Genomic DNA, 15,899 nt, shown 5'->3' with positions numbered 1-15,899 from the left:
ACGCCCCCCACCAGGCACACGTGATCAAGAGGTTTGCGTCAGAATCCGGGCCGACAGTGACGCGAACTTCTTGATCACCGCGAGCAGGCGGGGTGGGGTGGGGGTGGGTCGGTGGACGTGGTGGGGTGGGTCCGGGAGGAGTTTGGGCTTTGGCTGTCCACCGTGGATGAGGTTTCGCACGGGGCTGATCTGCGGGCTCGGCTCTGGCGGGGTGAGACGGGCGACGGCGAGCGGTATGCCGTCAAGGTCAGCGGTGGCGGTACGCCGGCCGGCCTGATCGTGACCGCGCACCTGGCCGAGCGGGGCGTGCCAGGTGTAGCGGCGCAGGTCCGCACCTGCGACGGACGCCTGTACGCCGAGCGTGACGGGCACCGCCTGTCCGTGGGTCCCGTGGGTGTCCGACCTGCGGGCGCTGGACGGCCCGATGAGCGAGGCGCACTGGCGTGCCTACGGCGAACTGCTGGCCGCCGTGCACGCGGTGCCGGTGACCGACGAGTTGGAACGGCTGCTGCCAGGCGGCGGTGACGCGTACCCCTCGATCGTGGCCGCGACCCGGGACATGGCCGGACGGCTCCGCGACCAGGCCGACTCTGGCGATCCGCTGGTCGCCGAACTGGCCGCCGTCTGGGCGGCGAACGCCGACCGGGTGTCCACGCTGCTCCGTGGGGTCGAGCGACTCGCCGTCGACCGGTCGGGGCCGGCGGTGGTCTGCCACGGCGACCCGCACCTGGGCAACCTGCTGCTCGGCGCGGACGGGCAGGTCTGGCTGATCGACTGGGACGACGCGGTGCTCGCCCCACCCGAGTGCGACCTCATGTTCGTCCTCGGCGGGGTGCTCGCCTTCGCGCCGATCACTGCCGAGCAGCAGCAGGCGGTGCTCGCCGGCTACGGCAGGACCGACGTCGACCCGCTGCGCCTGGCCTGGTTTCTCGCGGTCCGCGCTCTCGACGACCTCAGCGACTGGACCCGCCAGGCGTTGGACCTCGACGTCGAGCCGGCCGACCGGGACCGGGCCGCGCGGATCGTGCGGGGGCTGGTGTCACCGGTGGGTCTGGTCACCCTCGCCGACGCGGCAGTGCGCGACCTCGACCGGCGGCTCTGAGCGGCGACCACGTCGCCGTCTACGCCGGACAAAAAGTAAGGCAAAGAGCGGATGCGCTCTCTGCCACCTCCAACATATATCGCACTGGGGGCCTTGCGGCAAGACCCGGGTGATGCCGCAGAATCTCCATCCGACGCCCAATCTGGGAAAATCGGGGGATTACATGATCGATGTCATCATTGCCGGCGGCGGGCCGACCGGCTTGATGTTGGCCACCGAGTTGCGGCTGCACGGACTGCACGCGCTCGTGCTCGAGAGGGAGACCGAGCCGACCAGCTACGTCCGTGCGCTCGGCCTGCACGCGCGAAGCATCGAGGTGCTGGACCAGCGAGGTCTGCTGGAGCGGTTCCTCGCGCTCGGAACGCAGTACCCGGTCGGGGGCTTCTTCGCCGCGATCCCCAAGCCGTCGCCGGGCGGGCTGGACACCGCACACGCGTACGTCCTCGGCATTCCGCAGACCATCACCGATCGTCTCCTGGGCGAGCACGCCAGTGAGGTCGGCGTCGAGATCCGGCGCGGCAGCGAACTCGTCGGGCTCAGCCAGGACGACGACGGGGTGACCGTGCGGCTGGCCGACGGCACGCAGGTGCGTTCCCGCTACCTCGTCGGCTGCGACGGCGGTCGCAGCACCGTCCGCGGGCTGCTCGGTGTCGGCTTTCCCGGCGAGCCCAGCAGCGTCGAGACGTTGCTGGGGGAGATGGAGGTGGGCGTGCCACCGGAAAAGGTGGCCGACGTGGTGGCCGAGGTCCGCAAGACCCATCTCCGATTCGGTCTCGGGCCCCTCGGAGACGGGGTCTACCGCGTCCTCGTCCCGGCCGAGGGGGTGGTCGAGGACCGCACTGTCCCACCGACCATCGAGGACTTCAAACACCAACTGCGGGTGTACGCGGGCACCGACTTCGGTGTCCACTCACCGCGCTGGCTCTCCCGCTTCGGTGACGCCACCCGGCTGGCCGAGCGTTATCGGGTCGGCCGGGTGCTGTTGGCAGGCGACGCGGCGCACATCCACCCGCCGACCGGTGGGCAGGGGCTCAACCTCGGCATCCAGGACGCGTTCAACCTCGGCTGGAAACTGGCCGCCGAGCTCAACGGCTGGGCGCCGGAGGGGCTGCTGGACAGCTACCACAGCGAACGGCATCCGGTGGCCGCGGACGTGCTGAACAACACCCGGGCGCAGATGGTGCTGCTCTCACCCGAGCCGGGGCCGCGGTCGGTGCGCCAACTGTTGTCGGAGCTGTTGGACTTCGAGGACGTCAACCGGTACCTGATCGAGAAGATCACCGCGATCGGGGTCCGCTACGACCTCGGCGCGGGGCACGAACTGCTCGGGCGTCACATGCGTGACGTACCGCTGCGGCGGGGGCGCCTCTACGAGCTGATGCGCGGCGGCCGTGGCCTGCTGCTCGATCAGACCGGCCAGCTCTCGGTCGCTGGTTGGGCGGAGCGGGTCGACCACGTCGTCGACGTCAGCGATGAGGTGGAGGTGCCCGCCGTGCTGTTACGGCCCGACGGTCACGTGGCGTGGGTGGGCGACGATCAGAGCGACCTGCTCAGCCAGCTGCCCAGGTGGTTCGGCGCGCCCGTCAGCTGAACGGTCAGCGCTCGCCGAGGAACGCGCTGTCGACCAGTTGGCGGGGCGATCGGGCGCCACCGAGGCTCTTCGCCTGGTACATGGCCGCGTCGGCGCGGCTGAGCGCGTCGGTGAGCTGGGCCGGGCCGGTCACCGGGGCGAGCCCGACGGACGCGGTGACCCGGACGCTGCACCCGCTCAGCCGGATCGGCGCGGCGACGGTCTCGCTGAGCCGGCGGGTCGAATGCTCGATCCAGCGCCGGTCGACGGTGGGGCTGGAGAGCAACCCGGCGAACTCGTCGCCGCCGAGGCGCGCCACGAGATTGTCCCCGGCGAAGCCGGCCAGCCGTTCGGCGACACTGATCAGCACCTGGTCGCCGGCGGCGTGCCCGTACCGGTCGTTGATCTGCTTGAAGTCGTCCAGATCGAGCACCACGGCGATCAGCGGCTGGCCGGCGGCGTCGGTGAGCAGTGCGGCTGCCAGGCGGTAGAAGGCGCGGCGATTGGGCAGCCCGGTCAGCGGGTCGTGACTGGCGGCGTGCCGTTCGGCGGCCAGTTCTGCCTGGAGGTGACCAATCTCGGCCTCGGCGCGCACCGCCCGTCGGCGTAGTTGCCAGGAGGAGAGCAGCGCGCCCGCCGCGCAGACGCCGGAGGCGACACTCATCGGATCCGGCACGAACCCTCCCATCGCCGCGACCGCCTCCAGCCTTCGGTTGACGCGGTACGCCGCGTCGGGCCCAGTTTTGCCTGATCGTTGCCCGTGTGGGGGTAACACAAAGTGAACGGATGGGCACCGATCATGTGCGTTATCATGCTCGCCGTCGGGTGCAGATGCAATAGCAGATGCACGTGCAGAACCGTCCAATGTCGATACCGCACCCCCTCGCCGTCACCGCTCCTCCCACGGCCACCGGCGGGCTCGTAACAGAAAGACGCCCCCATGCAGCAGCCACCCAATGGCGTACCGATCCACCAGTTGCCTCCGCTGAGCTGGCAGAAGAGTCGCCGCAGCAACCCCAGCGGCAACTGCGTCGAACTGGCCGAACTGCCCGAGGGAGCGGGCATCGCGGTCCGCAACTCACGACACCCGGAAGGGCCGGCGCTCATCTATACGGTGGATGAGATCGCCGCCTTCGTTCTCGGTGCGCGGGACGGAGATTTCGACCACCTGATCAACTGACCGTCCGGGGGCGGGTCGTCCCGGCGACGAGACTGATTCACCGGCGCGGAGGAGTTCACCTCACTGTCGGTCCATGGCATGCTTACACGTCGGCCGGGCCGGGGCGCCCGGCCGTCGTGGGTCGGTGTCCGGAGGTCCGCACGTGACGATGGTTCCCGCCGAGGGTGGCCCGACAACCGGGCCGACCGTGCTGCGCATGCTGCTCGGCGCCCAACTGCGCCGTCTCCGGGAGTCCAGCGGGGTGACCCGGGAGGGCGCCGGCTGGGAGATCCGCTCCTCCGAATCCAAGATCAGTCGGATGGAGCTCGGCCGGGTCGGCTTCAAGGAGCGCGACGTCGCCGACCTGTTGACCCTCTACGGCGTCACCGACGACCATGAGCGTGACGCGTTGCTCAAGCTCGCGCGGGACGCGAACAGCCCCGGCTGGTGGCACCGATACGGCGACGTGTTGCCGTCCTGGTTCCAGTCGTACCTGGGCCTGGAGGCCGCCGCCGCGCTGATCCGCAGCTACGAGGTGCAGTTCGTGCCCGGCCTCCTGCAGACCGGGGAGTACGCCCGGGCGGTCGTGCTGCTCGGGCACGGCACTGCCGGTCCGGGCGAGATCGACAGGCGTGTCGCGCTGCGGATGCAGCGTCAACAGTTGCTCCAGCGGCAGAACCCGCCGCAGCTCTGGGCCGTGGTGGACGAGGCGGCCCTGCGCCGGCCCATCGGCGGCGCGGAGGTCATGCGCGGCCAGCTCACCGCGCTCATCGAGGCGACCAAGTCGCCCCACATCCGGTTGCAGGTCATTCCGTTCGCCGCCGGTGGCCACGCCGCCGCCGGGGGTGCCTTCACCATCCTGCGCTTCGGCGACCAGGAGCTTCCGGACATCGTCTACATCGAACAGCTCACCAGCGCCATCTACCTGGACAAGCGCGACGATCTGGATTACTACGCGGTGGCCATGGAGCGGCTCTGCGTCGAGGCCGAGCCGCCCGAGCGTACGGCGGAGATCCTCGGCGGCCTGCTGAACGACCTCTACGCGGCCTGACTCCCGACCGCGCTCCCACTCTCCGTTCACGTATTGACCGACGCCGACCGGTCGAGCTAGTCTCTGAATCGATACAGACTGGATCGATTCAGAGAGGTGCCGGTGAAGCCAACACTGCAAGCCGTGGCCGACGCCGTCGGCGTCTCGCGCAGCACCGTGTCCAACGCCTACAGCCGCCCCGACCAGCTCTCCGCCGCCCTGCGCGAGCGGATCCTGGACGCCGCCCGGCAACTCGGCTACCCCGGCCCCAACCCCACCGCGCGCTCCCTGCGCCGAGGTTTCGTCGGGTCGATCGGGGTGCTGTTCACCTCGCAACTGTCGTACGCCTTCACCGACCCGTTCGCGGTCCGCTTCCTCGCCGGTGTCGGCGCGGCGGCCGAGCGGCACGGCACCAGCATGCTGCTGGTGCCGCTGCCACCGGCGGTGACCGACGCCCGGCAGGCGGTGGAGAACGCCGCCGTCGACGGGTTCTGCGTCTACTGCGTCGCCGACGAAGAGTGGGCGTTGGACGTGATCCGCCAACGCGGGCTGCCGTTCGTCAGCACCGCAGCCCGCGACGACGCCGGCGCTGACGAACGGTTCGTCGGCATCGACGAGCGGGCCGCCGCACGCAGCGCCGCCGCGCACGTCGCGGGGCTCGGGCACCGTCGGGTGGCGCTGCTCGCCGACTCCGTGCTGCCCGACGCGCCGGCCGGCCCGCTCACAGTGGCCGGGGTGGACCAGGTGCCGCATCCGACCACCCGAGGTCGGCTCAGCGGGTTCGCCGACGCCTTCGCCGAGGTCGGCGTCGGCTGGGCCGAGCTGACACTTGTCAACGTCCCCGGCAACAGCCGCCCGGCGGCAGCCGCAGCCGTCGCTGGGCTGTTCGACCAACCCGCACCGCCGACCGCCGTACTGGCCGGCTCCGACGTCCTCGCGCTCGGTGTGCTGGACGCCCTGGCCGCACGGCCGGCCCATGATCGTCCCCCCGTCTCGGTGACCGGCTTCGACGACGTCCCCGAGGCCGCCGCTGCCGGCCTCACCACCGTCCGGCAACCGGCCGAGGAGAAGGGCCGCATCGCCGCCGAACTGCTGCTCGACCCGCCCGCGGACGCCGCGGCCGGTCACGTGCTGCTGCCCACCGCACTCGTCGTCCGGGAATCCACCGGACCGGTCCCAAGGAGTTGACCATGGAACTTCCCACCGGGTACATCACCGCGCTCGACGCCATGAACCGGCACGTCAACTCGGCCCGACCGGACGCGCCGGTCCAGGTCGAACACCCCCGCCGGGCCCTGCTCGCCCCGACCCGGCAGGCCACCGCCCTCGCCCTGCGCCGGCTCGCCGACCGCATCCAACCGCGACCGCTGCCCGGCACCCCGCGCTGCTCCTGACCCGCACCAATCCCATTCCGGTACGCACGGGACGAACAGTGTGGGTCCGGGCACGCAGAGTGGTCGACTGCGGTGTTGCCAGGCAGACTGGTGAAGTTATGTCGCCGCTCACGCCCACTCTCCGCCTCCACGACCGCTACGTACTGCACGAGCGGATCGGTCTCGGTGGCATGTCCGAGGTGTGGCGAGGCGACGACGAGGTGCTCGGCCGGCCGGTGGCGATCAAGGTGCTAGCCGGGCAGTTCGCCACCGACCCACAACTGCGGGCCACCATCCAACGCGAGGCCCGCGCGGCCGCCCGGCTGACCCACCCACACGTGACCCAGGTGTACGACTACGCCGAGGCGACACTGGCCGGCGGCGTCGTGGTCCCGTACCTGGTGATGGAGCTTGTCGACGGTCACAACCTGGCCGACCGGCTGCGGACCGGGCCGCTGCCCTGGCCGGAGGCGGTCCGGGTGGCCGGGCAGATCGCCGCCGCACTGGCCGCCGCACACCGCATCGGCGTCGTGCACCGCGACGTCAAGCCCGGAAACGTCATGCTCACCGACGACGGCGCCAAGGTGCTCGACTTCGGCATCGCCGCGCTCGGCGGCCTCGACAGCCAGTCCGGCGAACCGCTGATGGGCACCCCCGCCTACTTCGCCCCGGAACGGCTGACCGCCGGCCCGCCCGACCCGGCGAGCGACGTGTACGCCCTCGGCGCACTGCTCTACCGCACCCTCACCGGGCGGGCGCCGCTGCCCGTGCAGAGCTGGGAGGACGCGCTGGAGGTGCACCGGCGCGGCACCCCGGTGCCGCCGCTGCGAGTGCCCGGCCTTCCCGCCGACATCGCCGAGCTGACCGTGGCCTGCCTGGCCGCCAACCCGGCCGACCGGCCGAGCGCCGCGCATCTGGCCCGCCGCTTCGGCGCCGGTCAGCCGGTCGAGCCGCCCACCGAGCTGCTGCGCATCCGGCCGGCCGCCCACCCGCCCACCCTGATCGACAGGTCGGTGGTGGCCCGCCCCGTCCCGGCGACCACCGCACCGCCCCGACGCCGGTCGCGTCGGCCCGTCGGCGTGCTCGTCGCGGCCGTGCTCGCCGTGCTGATCGGCGTCGGCACCCTGATCGCGCAGAATCCGCTCGGCAACCCGGGCACACCCGACCCGACCGAAATCGCCGCCGCGCCGTCGACCTCCGCCCCGGCCCCCGCGCCCACGACACACTCGCCGACGCCGGCCGCACCGTCCTCGCCACCCCCCGCCGCCAGCACCGCGCCCTCAACCGTCGGGCAGCAGGTACCGGTCAGCTTCCGCGAGGTGAGCAGCGAGTTCGCCGCCATCCTCGCCACCGCCGTCGCCCGCGACGACATCGACCGGAAGACCGCCGAAGACCTGCGTGACGACCTGGCCGACCTCAACCGCCGCACCAGGGACCGCGCCGAGCGCGTCGCCGACCTACGGGACCGCATCGCCGAGCTGGTGCGGCGGAACCGCCTACCAGCGCAGACGGGCGAGAAACTGGACGCTCTGCTCGCCCGGACCGGCACGTTCTCCACCAGCCGGACGGACGACTGATACCCCCGTCGATACCGCTGGCATGATGTCCCGATGCGGACACGTCTGATCTTCGTGCGACACGGCGAGTCGGTCCACCAGCTCGAAGGAATCATCGGTGGGCCACGTGGCTGTCGGGGCCTCACCGCCCTCGGCCACGAGCAGGCACACGACCTGGCCAACCGGCTCACCGGCGACATCGCCGCCGACGGGCCGGTGGCGGTCTACTCGTCCGTGCTGCGCAGGGCCGTCGAGACCGCGCAACCGATCGGCGCGGCGTTCGGCGTCCGGCCCGTGGCCGACTGTGGTCTCTGTACCTGGCACACACCCCCGTACGCCGACGGCCTGCCGACCTCCCTCTTCCGTACCGACCATGCGATTGCGGGCGGCGGCGTGTTCCGACCGTTCGAGGAGGGCAACGAGAGCTGGGCCGAACTGGTGGTCCGCGTCAGCCGCGCGATCATGGAGATCGCCCACCGGCACCGGGGCTCCACAGTGGTCCTGGTCGGCCACAGCGAAACCGTCGAGGGCGCCTTCCACGCGCTCGGCGCGCAGCCGGTCTTCCGGGCGTTCGACCTGGACGTGCCCCCGGCCTCGATCACCGAATGGACCACCGACCACGACCCCGGCGGCTGGCCGCCGGCCCGCTGGACGCTGCGTCGCTTCGCCGACACCGGGGGGTGGGCCAGAGCGTGATCCAGTACCGCCGGGCCGGACCGAATTCGGTGTCTCGGGCGACGCTATTCGGCGGCCAGGATCTGCTCGCGCAGGATCTCCGCGTGTCCGCAGTGCTGCGCCATCTCGCGCAGCACGTGCAGGTAGACCCAGCGCAGCGGCAGCGGACCACGCCGGTTGCCGCGAAGCAGGTCGTCGAGGCCCAGGCTGGACGTGGCGCGGCGGGAGGCTTCGCAGGCTTCCCGGTGCGCGCTCTGGACGGTGGCGATCGTGTCGCCGTCGTCCAGGATGAACGATTCGTCCGGCGTGGCCGGGATGCCGATCTCGGAGCGGGGCCGGCAGGTGACGGCCTCGTCGAACCAGACCTTCTCCACGAACGCGGCGTGCTTCACCAGACCCAGCAGCGTCGTCCGGGACGGCACCAACGACCGCCGCGCCTGCTCCTCGGTCAGCCCGTCCAGGTAGCCGTTGAGCGCTCTGCGGTGCTCGTCGATGAACGCCTCGAACTGCGTCTGGGCTGACTGGCCGACGACATCATCGTCGAAGGTCGGAGGAAAGGAGGTCATTCCCGAAGCATTCCAAGGTCATTGGCGCCGCGCAAACAGCACATTCAGCCGAAGGAGAGAAGAGCGCCGCGCTCGTCGAAGCGGGCGGTGCCCGCCCAGGCGATCTCCCACCGGTTGCCCTCCGGATCGGCGATGTAGCCGGAGCGCCCACCCCAGGACCGGTCGGTCGGCTCCGCCACCACCGTCGCGCCCGCCGCGACGGCCGCCGCGAAGGCCTCGTCGACCTGCTCAGGGCTGTCGACGTTGCAGGCCAGGGTGACCCCCGACCAACCACCGGCCGGCGCAGGCACGCCCGGCGCCGCCTCGGCGGCCAACTCCGGTAGCGGGTAGAGCGCTAACAGCACACCACCCAGCAGGAAGGCTGACCAGCCGTCGTCACTGGCCGGCAGCTCGGGCCATCCCAACGACCGGTAGAACGACCGCAGCGCGGCGACGTCGCGCGCTCCCAGTGTGACCACGGACAGTCGGGACGGGACGGTGCTCATGGCTGACCCTAACGCCTTCGCCGTCCGCCACCCTAGCCGCGCCCGCCGCCACGGTCGGGCCATGTGAGGCTGACACTTAGCGACTCGCCCGGGTCGGTGCCCGCCCGGGCGTACACCTCGCCCTTCGGCGTCCAGACGCCCGAGAGCCCCGCCGCCTCGGTGTAGCCACCGCCGGTCGACCCGGCGAAGCTCGCCACCGCCACCCAGACCCGGTGCGCGGCGGCGATCCGGTGCGCCCGCTGGTCTGTCACTGCGGCGTCGCGGGCCGACTCCAGGACGCCCGCGGCGTACACGTCGATCCCAAGCGCGGCCGTCCGGTCCGCGTGCGCGGCCACGCCGGTGTCCTTGCAGATCGCCAGCCCCACCCGCCAACCGTCCACATCGAGCACGACCGGGGTGTCACCGGGCCGGAACCGGCGGGCCTCCGCGTCCCCCAGCCACATTTTCCGGTACGCCACCGTCGCACCGCCACCGGTCACCGCCAGCATCGCGATGTGGTCGCCGGTGACCGGCGCGCCGACCAGGGCCAGCGCACCCGCCTCGGCGCACGCCTCGACCAGCGGCGCCAACCGCGGGTCGTCGACAGACACGACCGGCGCGTCCAACTCGTACCCGGTCAGCGACAGCTCCGGAAAGACCACCACCCGGGCGCGCGCCGCGCGGACCGCGGCGGCGTGCGCCCGCGCGTTTGCCGCGACGTCCAGGGGTACGCACGGCGGCTGGACCACCGCGAGCCGCAGCGGGGTGCGGCTTTCCGCACCCCCACCGGTGTGGTCGACCCGCGCGGTCGGGCGGTCGGCCCCATGGTCGGCTCTCAGGATGACTTCGTAACGTGGGCGCATGATTCGAACGTCCCACGCCGTGTTCGCCACCGGAACCCCCGCCGCCGCAGCGGAGCCACCACAGGACGGGATCGTCGGCTACGTCACTGACCTGGTGGAACGACTCGGCGGACCGGGCGCTGGCCTGGCAGTGGCGTTGGAGAACCTCTTCCCGCCGATCCCCAGTGAGGTGATCCTGCCGCTGGCCGGGTTCGTCGCCGCACAGGGACGGATGAGTCTGGTCGGTGCGATCTTCTGGACCACGCTGGGTTCGGTGGTGGGCGCGCTCGCGCTCTACCTGATCGGCGCGGCCCTGGGACGCGACCGGATGCGCAACACCGTTTCCCGGCTTCCACTGGTCAAGCTCAGCGACGTGGACCGGACCGAGGCGTGGTTCCTGCGCCACGGTGTGAAGGCCGTCTTCTTCGGCCGGATGATCCCGATCTTCCGAAGCCTGATCTCCATCCCGGCGGGGGTGGAGCGGATGCCGGTGAGCACGTTCCTGCTCTACACCACGCTGGGCAGCCTGATCTGGAACACCACGTTCGTGCTCGCTGGCTACCTGCTGGGTGACAACTGGCATCTCGTCGAGGGCTACGCCGGCATGCTCCAGAAGGTGGTGATCGTCGTCTGCGCGGCGGCGGCCGCCTGGTTCGTCGGGTCCCGCGTGCTGAAGGCCCGCCGCGCTGCCCGCGACCCCGAGCCGACCGAACCCGAGCAGGGCGCACTGAACGGGATGCCCGACCCGGGCGGTCGCGGCACCCTCTACCGAAGCGGATCGTGGGCGTCGGACGAGCGCTAGCCAGCCCTTCTGGTTTGCTTGTTCCTTTGCTCTGCACCCCAGACTGCACCAGCGTCGCGTGCGGACGGGTCACGTGACGCCCCACATCGCGCCGACGTTTCCTGCGGGCGCGTCGCATGAAGCGGAGCAAGGGGAAGCAGGCTTGGTGCGGAAGGCGGGCGAGGCGGTGGGGGAGCGGCAGACCGGCAGGTGGTTGCTCCGGCTCCGGCTGCCGCTCGGTGTCGCCGTCGGAATCGCGACGGCCGCCGTCGAGTTCGCCTTCCTCGCCGTCGCGGTCACAGCCTGCGGTGTGTTCGCGGTCGCGCCTTCGGCGGGCCGTCGGGTTACCGGCCTGACCAGCAGGTACGGCGGGTGGCTCGTGCGGATGGAACACCGCCGCCTCGCCGGGCTGCTCGCCGCGCAGGATCTGCCCGTGCCGCACACCGTGGCGACCCGGCGGCAGCTCGGCTACCTGGCCGCCCGACTGTTACCCGGCGCGCTCGGTCTGCTGGCGTACGCCGTGCTCGGCGTCGGTGTGGTGCTGGCCGGGATCGTGCTGCGCGCGGCCGTGCGCGGAGAGCTGAGTGTTCTCGACGCCCTGTCCCAGGTCGCCGTCGGGGCGGTGCTGTTACTGCTCAACGTTCAGGCCGTCGCCAGCATCGCCGCGCTGGACATCTGGCTGGCGCGACGACTGCTCGGCGCGGGAAGTCGGGCGGAGCTGACCCGCCGGGTCCACGAGCTGACCACCAGTCGGGCCGGGGTCATCGCCGCTGTCGACGCCGAACGGCAGCGCATCGAACGCGACCTGCACGACGGCCTCCAGCAGCGGCTGGTCGCCCTCGGCATGCTGCTCGGCCGGGCCCGCCGCGCCCGCGACGCCGACCGCACACACGCACTGCTCGCTCAGGCACACGAGGACGTGCAGCGGGCCATCGAAGAGTTGCGCGAGGTGGCGTGGCGGGTCTACCCGTCAGCGCTGGACGACAGCGATCTGGGTGAGGTCCTGGCCATCGTCGCCCGCGGATCCGAGGTGCCGGTGCGAATCCGCTGCGAGCTGCCGGTCCGCCCCGAGCGGCAGGTCGAGACGGTGCTGTACTTCGTGGCCTGCGAGGCGCTCACCAACGCCGCGAAGCACGCCGCCGCTACCCTGGTCACCGTCGAAATCGGAGTACGGGATGGGTGGATCCGGATGCGCGTACACGACGACGGCGTCGGCGGGGCGGAACCGACCGGACGCGGGTTGTCCGGGCTGGCGCGACGGGTCGCCGCGCTGGACGGCCGACTTCTGGTGACCAGCCCAGCCGGCGGTCCGACGACCGTGCTGGCGCAGCTGCCGTGCGCCTAGTCCTCGCCGAAGACTCGACACTGCTCCGGGAGGGCCTGACGCGGCTGCTCGCCGACGAGGAGCACGAGGTGCTCGCGGCGGTCGGGACCGCCGACCAGCTTGTCGAGGCGGTCGGACGATCCCGTCCCGACGTGGTCGTCACCGACGTCCGGATGCCACCCAACCACACCGATGACGGGCTGCGGGCCGCCCTGGAGATCCGTCGCCGGTGGCCCGACACCGGGGTCCTCGTGCTCTCCCAGTACGTGGAGCGGCGTTACGCCGGGAGGCTGCTCGCGGACCGTCCCGAGGGGGTCGGCTACCTGCTCAAGGACCGGGTCGCCCAGGTGGACGACTTCCTCGACGCCCTCGACCGGGTGGCCGCCGGAGGCACCGCCCTCGACCCGGAGGTGGTCCGTCAGGTGGTAGCCGGCTCGGACCGTCCCGACCCGTTCGGTCGGCTCACGCCGCGGGAACGGGACGTGTTGCACGAGATGGCCCAGGGGCACACGAATCTCGCCATCGCCCAGCGGCTGCACGTATCGCAGAGCGCTGTCGAGAAGCATGTCAACGCCATCTTCGACAAACTCGACCTCGCACACGCAACGGGCTACAGCCGACGAATCCTCGCAATCCTGCGCTACCTGGGCTCCTGACCCGTTCGGGCTCTAGGCAGGGCATGCGGCGGCCGGCCAGGCATGATCAACTCGGGTTTCCTGATGTCGGGGTGTCCGGGCGTCCGGGATGCCCCGACTTCCGTGAACCCGAGTGGACCACCCGAGTGTGGGGCGATTCGACACCACCGAACCGGCGGGGCGTGGGTGGTTTGTCGGTTGCTGGGCGTTTGTGGGTGGTGACCGGCCGCACGCCTGGGCTGGAATCATGGCCGGGGCGGGGTCGTTACATACTCTGACGATCGCAGTACCACCGGCTCGCCGCCCGACCTTTGAGGGCGGGTCGCGCAGGTGGGAATGGCAGCCTCCACCCGGTCGTTACAACCCCCACGACCGCTGGCACCGCCGCGATGAGGGTGCCGATGGACGGGCCACCCCGGAATGACCCCGGCCCCCCGGTCGTTACACAGGGTCCCGGCGCCACGAGCCCCCCGCTCGCCAGGCCGCCGACCCCGACGCCCGATCAGGCGTCACCCCCTCGACTTTTCCCCTTTGTAGGTGCAGCGCCGGACGAGGTGCTCACACCCTGCCGCCGTCCCCCTTTTGGCGGTCGGGGTGTCCTACCCCCGAAGGAGCTACCCCTCATGAACACGATCTTGCGTAAAAGCGTCCTGTCTGTTGCTGGTCTCGCGTTCGCCGGTGGTGTGTTCGCCGGTCCGATCGCCGCCCATGCCGCCAGCCCGGCCGTGGACGCCAAGCCCGTCGCGGTGGCCGTGCAGTCGGCCGCGCCGAAGCCGCAGGGTGACCAGTCCCACATCAGCCTCAACGACGAGCAGACCGCCAACGTGAAGGCGATCATCGCCGCGACGAAGAAGGCTGGTCTGCCGGAGCGGGCCGCGGTCATCTCGATCGCGACGAGCCTGCAGGAGTCGAAGCTGGAGAACCTCGGCCACCTGGGCGACGCCAACGACCACGACTCGCTGGGCCTGTTCCAGCAGCGCCCGACCAGTGGTTGGGGCACACCCGAGCAGATCACTGACCCCGAGTACTCCACGACCGCGTTCCTCAAGGGCCTCAAGCAGGTCGACGGATGGCAGGACATGGCGCTGACCGACGCCGCGCAGACCGTGCAGGTGTCGGCTTACCCGGACGCCTACGCCCAGTGGGAGCAGCAGGCCACCGACCTGGTCGGCCAGTACTGGAACAGCTGACCCGCACCACCGCACCACCGCACCACCGCACCAGGACGTCGGCCGCTGGCCGGCACCCGCAACCCGGGGTGCCGGCCAGCGGCCTTCCTGCCGCCACCGATCGCCGACCGCCACCTCGCGGCCGCTGACGCTGACCGCCGTTCCCACACCACCGGCCCCCGGCGATGGGTACAGACGCTGGGAGCGCCGGCACCCGCAACCCGGGGGTGCCGGCCAGCGGCGCTTCCGTTTCCGTGTGGCAGCCACATGTCGTTGGTCATTGCTCGTGGGTGCCACGACGTCGGGCGAGCCCGGAAGCGGATAAGCGTCGGCAGAGCGGATGGTGTGGGTGGCTGTCAGCAGATCTTGGACAGTTTCCGTTAGGCGAGAACGGAAACTGTCCAAGATCTCGTGGATTGTGGCCGAAGCACGGCGCGAGGGCGGGTATCGCTGTCGTGAGGCGACTGGCGTGCAGCGATGGAGACCGGCGGCAGAACGGTCCGGCAGAGCGGCGGGGCGTTGAGACCGACCGCCGCACCACCGGTGATGCAGCGGGCGTTGATGCGCCTGCCTGTGCGGCCTGCCTGTGCGGCCTGCCTGTGCGGCCTGCCTGTGCGGCCTGCCTGCGCGGCCTGCCTGCGCGGCCCGCCCGGCCGACCCGGTCGACTCCGGCAGGCGGTGCGGCGGGAGTGGAGTGCCCTCGGCCATCGGTGCGGCACCACGGCACACCAGGGCACCAGGGCACCAGGGCACCAGGGCACCACGGCACCAGGGCAGGGCGGGCGGCACCATGGCGGGGCGGGCGGCACCAGCGCGGGGCGGCGGGACGGCCTGGTGGAGTGACCACTAGGCGGAGGGCCGGGCGGGCGGCGATCGGATGGGTGGGTGAGGCGGGGTGCGGGAACAATGGCGGTGGCGGGCTGGTTGTGGAGGGTGTCGGTGTGACTCAGTGTCCCCGGGCCTCACCTAATATCGCCCTCGCGGAATACCGTTCGGCTGGAGCCGCGTCGTGCCACTCGCCGAGAGGCGACCTGCACACCGACACCAGCGCCGCCCCCGGCCCACCGGCCGGGGGCGGCGCTGTCTGTGCTCACCTGTCAGATCGTCGCGGCACAATGTCCGGGTGACTGACGCACAGTCGTGGTCCGAGCAGTCGGGCGTACTCGTACTCCCCAGTGGGGCGACGGTGCGCGGTCGCCGCATCGCTGCTGCGACCTCGCCCGCCGACTTCGCCGTGCTGCTGGCACCTGGTCCGGAGCCCGCCTGGCCGTACCGGCGGATCCGTTGGCCCGATTTCTGGGTGCCGCTCGACCGCGCCGAAGCCCTCGACGTCCTACGGGAAGCGCTGCGACGGGCCCACGACGGTGAACGTGTCGAGGTGGCCTGCCGGGGTGGGTTGGGTCGCACCGGGACGGCCCTGGCCGCGCTGGCGATCCTCGACGGTCTGCCGGTCGAGCGGGCGGTGCCGTGGGTGCGGGCCGGTTACCACCCGAAGGCGGTGGAAACCCCCTGGCAGCGGCGCTGGCTGCGCCGCGTCACCTGACGCCGCCGCCGGAGCGCCGCCGCCGGAGCGCCGCCGCCGGAGCGCCGCCGCCGGAGCGCCGCCGCCGGAGCGCCGCCGCCGGAGCGCCGCCGCCGGAGCGCCGCCGCCGG

Annotated in this window: 18 protein-coding genes; 13 read left to right on the top strand and 5 right to left on the bottom strand. The window is 71.6% G+C overall.

Annotated elements, in window-relative coordinates; genetic code table 11:
* Window positions 1–24: 24 nt before the first annotated feature.
* Window positions 25–372: a hypothetical protein gene (locus ACFYPG_RS22415; protein WP_387353745.1), complete on the bottom strand. Its 348-nt coding sequence runs from the start codon at window positions 370–372 to the stop codon at window positions 25–27.
* Window positions 373–394: 22 nt separating this feature from the next.
* On the opposite strand from ACFYPG_RS22415, the gene ACFYPG_RS22410 reads away from it, so the two are divergent.
* Complete coding sequence (locus ACFYPG_RS22410; RefSeq protein WP_387353744.1) at window positions 395–1,102, top strand: phosphotransferase family protein; 708 nt, start codon at window positions 395–397, stop codon at window positions 1,100–1,102.
* A 163-nt stretch (window positions 1,103–1,265) separates the two neighbouring features.
* The gene (rox, locus tag ACFYPG_RS22405; RefSeq protein WP_387353743.1) at window positions 1,266–2,693 is read left to right on the top strand and encodes a rifampin monooxygenase; all 1,428 of its coding nucleotides are present in this window, start codon (window positions 1,266–1,268) and stop codon (window positions 2,691–2,693) included.
* A gap of 4 nt (window positions 2,694–2,697) precedes the next feature.
* Here rox and ACFYPG_RS22400 read toward each other — a convergent pair whose 3' ends face one another.
* A complete protein-coding gene (locus tag ACFYPG_RS22400) occupies window positions 2,698–3,348 on the bottom strand; it encodes a GGDEF domain-containing protein (RefSeq protein WP_091407349.1) in 651 nt (216 codons plus the stop codon).
* 264 nt (window positions 3,349–3,612) lie between these two features.
* On the opposite strand from ACFYPG_RS22400, the gene ACFYPG_RS22395 reads away from it, so the two are divergent.
* From ACFYPG_RS22395 to ACFYPG_RS22370, 6 genes are all read left to right on the top strand, one after another.
* Entirely contained in the window at window positions 3,613–3,852 is a 240-nt protein-coding gene (locus ACFYPG_RS22395) for a DUF397 domain-containing protein (RefSeq protein WP_091406718.1), read from the top strand.
* Window positions 3,853–3,994: 142 nt separating this feature from the next.
* Window positions 3,995–4,882, top strand: coding sequence for a helix-turn-helix transcriptional regulator (locus ACFYPG_RS22390; RefSeq protein ID WP_355009998.1), 888 nt, complete (start codon window positions 3,995–3,997; stop codon window positions 4,880–4,882).
* A gap of 123 nt (window positions 4,883–5,005) precedes the next feature.
* Window positions 5,006–6,049: a substrate-binding domain-containing protein gene (locus tag ACFYPG_RS22385; RefSeq protein ID WP_355009997.1), complete on the top strand. Its 1,044-nt coding sequence runs from the start codon at window positions 5,006–5,008 to the stop codon at window positions 6,047–6,049.
* A gap of 2 nt (window positions 6,050–6,051) precedes the next feature.
* Window positions 6,052–6,255, top strand: coding sequence for a hypothetical protein (locus tag ACFYPG_RS22380; RefSeq protein WP_170158647.1), 204 nt, complete (start codon window positions 6,052–6,054; stop codon window positions 6,253–6,255).
* Window positions 6,256–6,353: 98 nt separating this feature from the next.
* Entirely contained in the window at window positions 6,354–7,811 is a 1,458-nt protein-coding gene (locus tag ACFYPG_RS22375) for a serine/threonine-protein kinase (RefSeq protein WP_387353742.1), read from the top strand.
* Between the two features lie 33 nt (window positions 7,812–7,844).
* The gene (locus ACFYPG_RS22370; protein ID WP_355009995.1) at window positions 7,845–8,486 is read left to right on the top strand and encodes a histidine phosphatase family protein; all 642 of its coding nucleotides are present in this window, start codon (window positions 7,845–7,847) and stop codon (window positions 8,484–8,486) included.
* 44 nt (window positions 8,487–8,530) lie between these two features.
* Here ACFYPG_RS22370 and ACFYPG_RS22365 read toward each other — a convergent pair whose 3' ends face one another.
* From ACFYPG_RS22365 to ACFYPG_RS22355, 3 genes are read right to left on the bottom strand one after another with little or no spacing between them, the layout of a single operon-like run.
* A complete protein-coding gene (locus tag ACFYPG_RS22365) occupies window positions 8,531–9,031 on the bottom strand; it encodes a DinB family protein (protein WP_387353741.1) in 501 nt (166 codons plus the stop codon).
* Window positions 9,032–9,075: 44 nt separating this feature from the next.
* Window positions 9,076–9,516, bottom strand: coding sequence for a VOC family protein (locus ACFYPG_RS22360; protein ID WP_387353740.1), 441 nt, complete (start codon window positions 9,514–9,516; stop codon window positions 9,076–9,078).
* Window positions 9,517–9,548: 32 nt separating this feature from the next.
* Window positions 9,549–10,358: a carbon-nitrogen hydrolase family protein gene (locus tag ACFYPG_RS22355; RefSeq protein WP_387353739.1), complete on the bottom strand. Its 810-nt coding sequence runs from the start codon at window positions 10,356–10,358 to the stop codon at window positions 9,549–9,551.
* Between ACFYPG_RS22355 and ACFYPG_RS22350 the strand changes: the two genes are divergently transcribed.
* The 5 genes from ACFYPG_RS22350 to ACFYPG_RS22330 all read left to right on the top strand — a co-directional run bounded on the left by ACFYPG_RS22350 (window position 10,357) and on the right by ACFYPG_RS22330 (window position 15,789).
* Window positions 10,357–11,139, top strand: coding sequence for a DedA family protein (locus ACFYPG_RS22350; protein WP_387353738.1), 783 nt, complete (start codon window positions 10,357–10,359; stop codon window positions 11,137–11,139). The genes ACFYPG_RS22355 and ACFYPG_RS22350 overlap by 2 nt on opposite strands.
* Before the next feature lie 145 nt (window positions 11,140–11,284).
* Window positions 11,285–12,463 carry a sensor histidine kinase gene (locus ACFYPG_RS22345; RefSeq protein WP_387353737.1) on the top strand — a complete coding sequence of 393 codons (1,179 nt, stop codon included), beginning with the start codon at window positions 11,285–11,287 and terminating at the stop codon, window positions 12,461–12,463.
* The gene (locus ACFYPG_RS22340) at window positions 12,454–13,098 is read left to right on the top strand and encodes a response regulator transcription factor (RefSeq protein WP_328654771.1); all 645 of its coding nucleotides are present in this window, start codon (window positions 12,454–12,456) and stop codon (window positions 13,096–13,098) included. Before ACFYPG_RS22345 ends, ACFYPG_RS22340 begins: the two co-directional genes overlap by 10 nt.
* A 602-nt stretch (window positions 13,099–13,700) precedes the next feature.
* The gene (locus tag ACFYPG_RS22335; RefSeq protein WP_387353736.1) at window positions 13,701–14,267 is read left to right on the top strand and encodes a hypothetical protein; all 567 of its coding nucleotides are present in this window, start codon (window positions 13,701–13,703) and stop codon (window positions 14,265–14,267) included.
* Window positions 14,268–15,369: 1,102 nt separating this feature from the next.
* The gene (locus tag ACFYPG_RS22330) at window positions 15,370–15,789 is read left to right on the top strand and encodes a protein-tyrosine phosphatase family protein (RefSeq protein WP_355009134.1); all 420 of its coding nucleotides are present in this window, start codon (window positions 15,370–15,372) and stop codon (window positions 15,787–15,789) included.
* Window positions 15,790–15,899: the final 110 nt, after the last annotated feature.

Origin of the sequence: Micromonospora sp. NPDC005553 (genome assembly GCF_042871765.1) — a bacterium.
Lineage (GTDB): Bacteria > Actinomycetota > Actinomycetes > Mycobacteriales > Micromonosporaceae > Micromonospora.
Note: the sequence above shows the minus strand (reverse complement) of the source record. Positions and strands in the feature narration are given on the sequence as shown.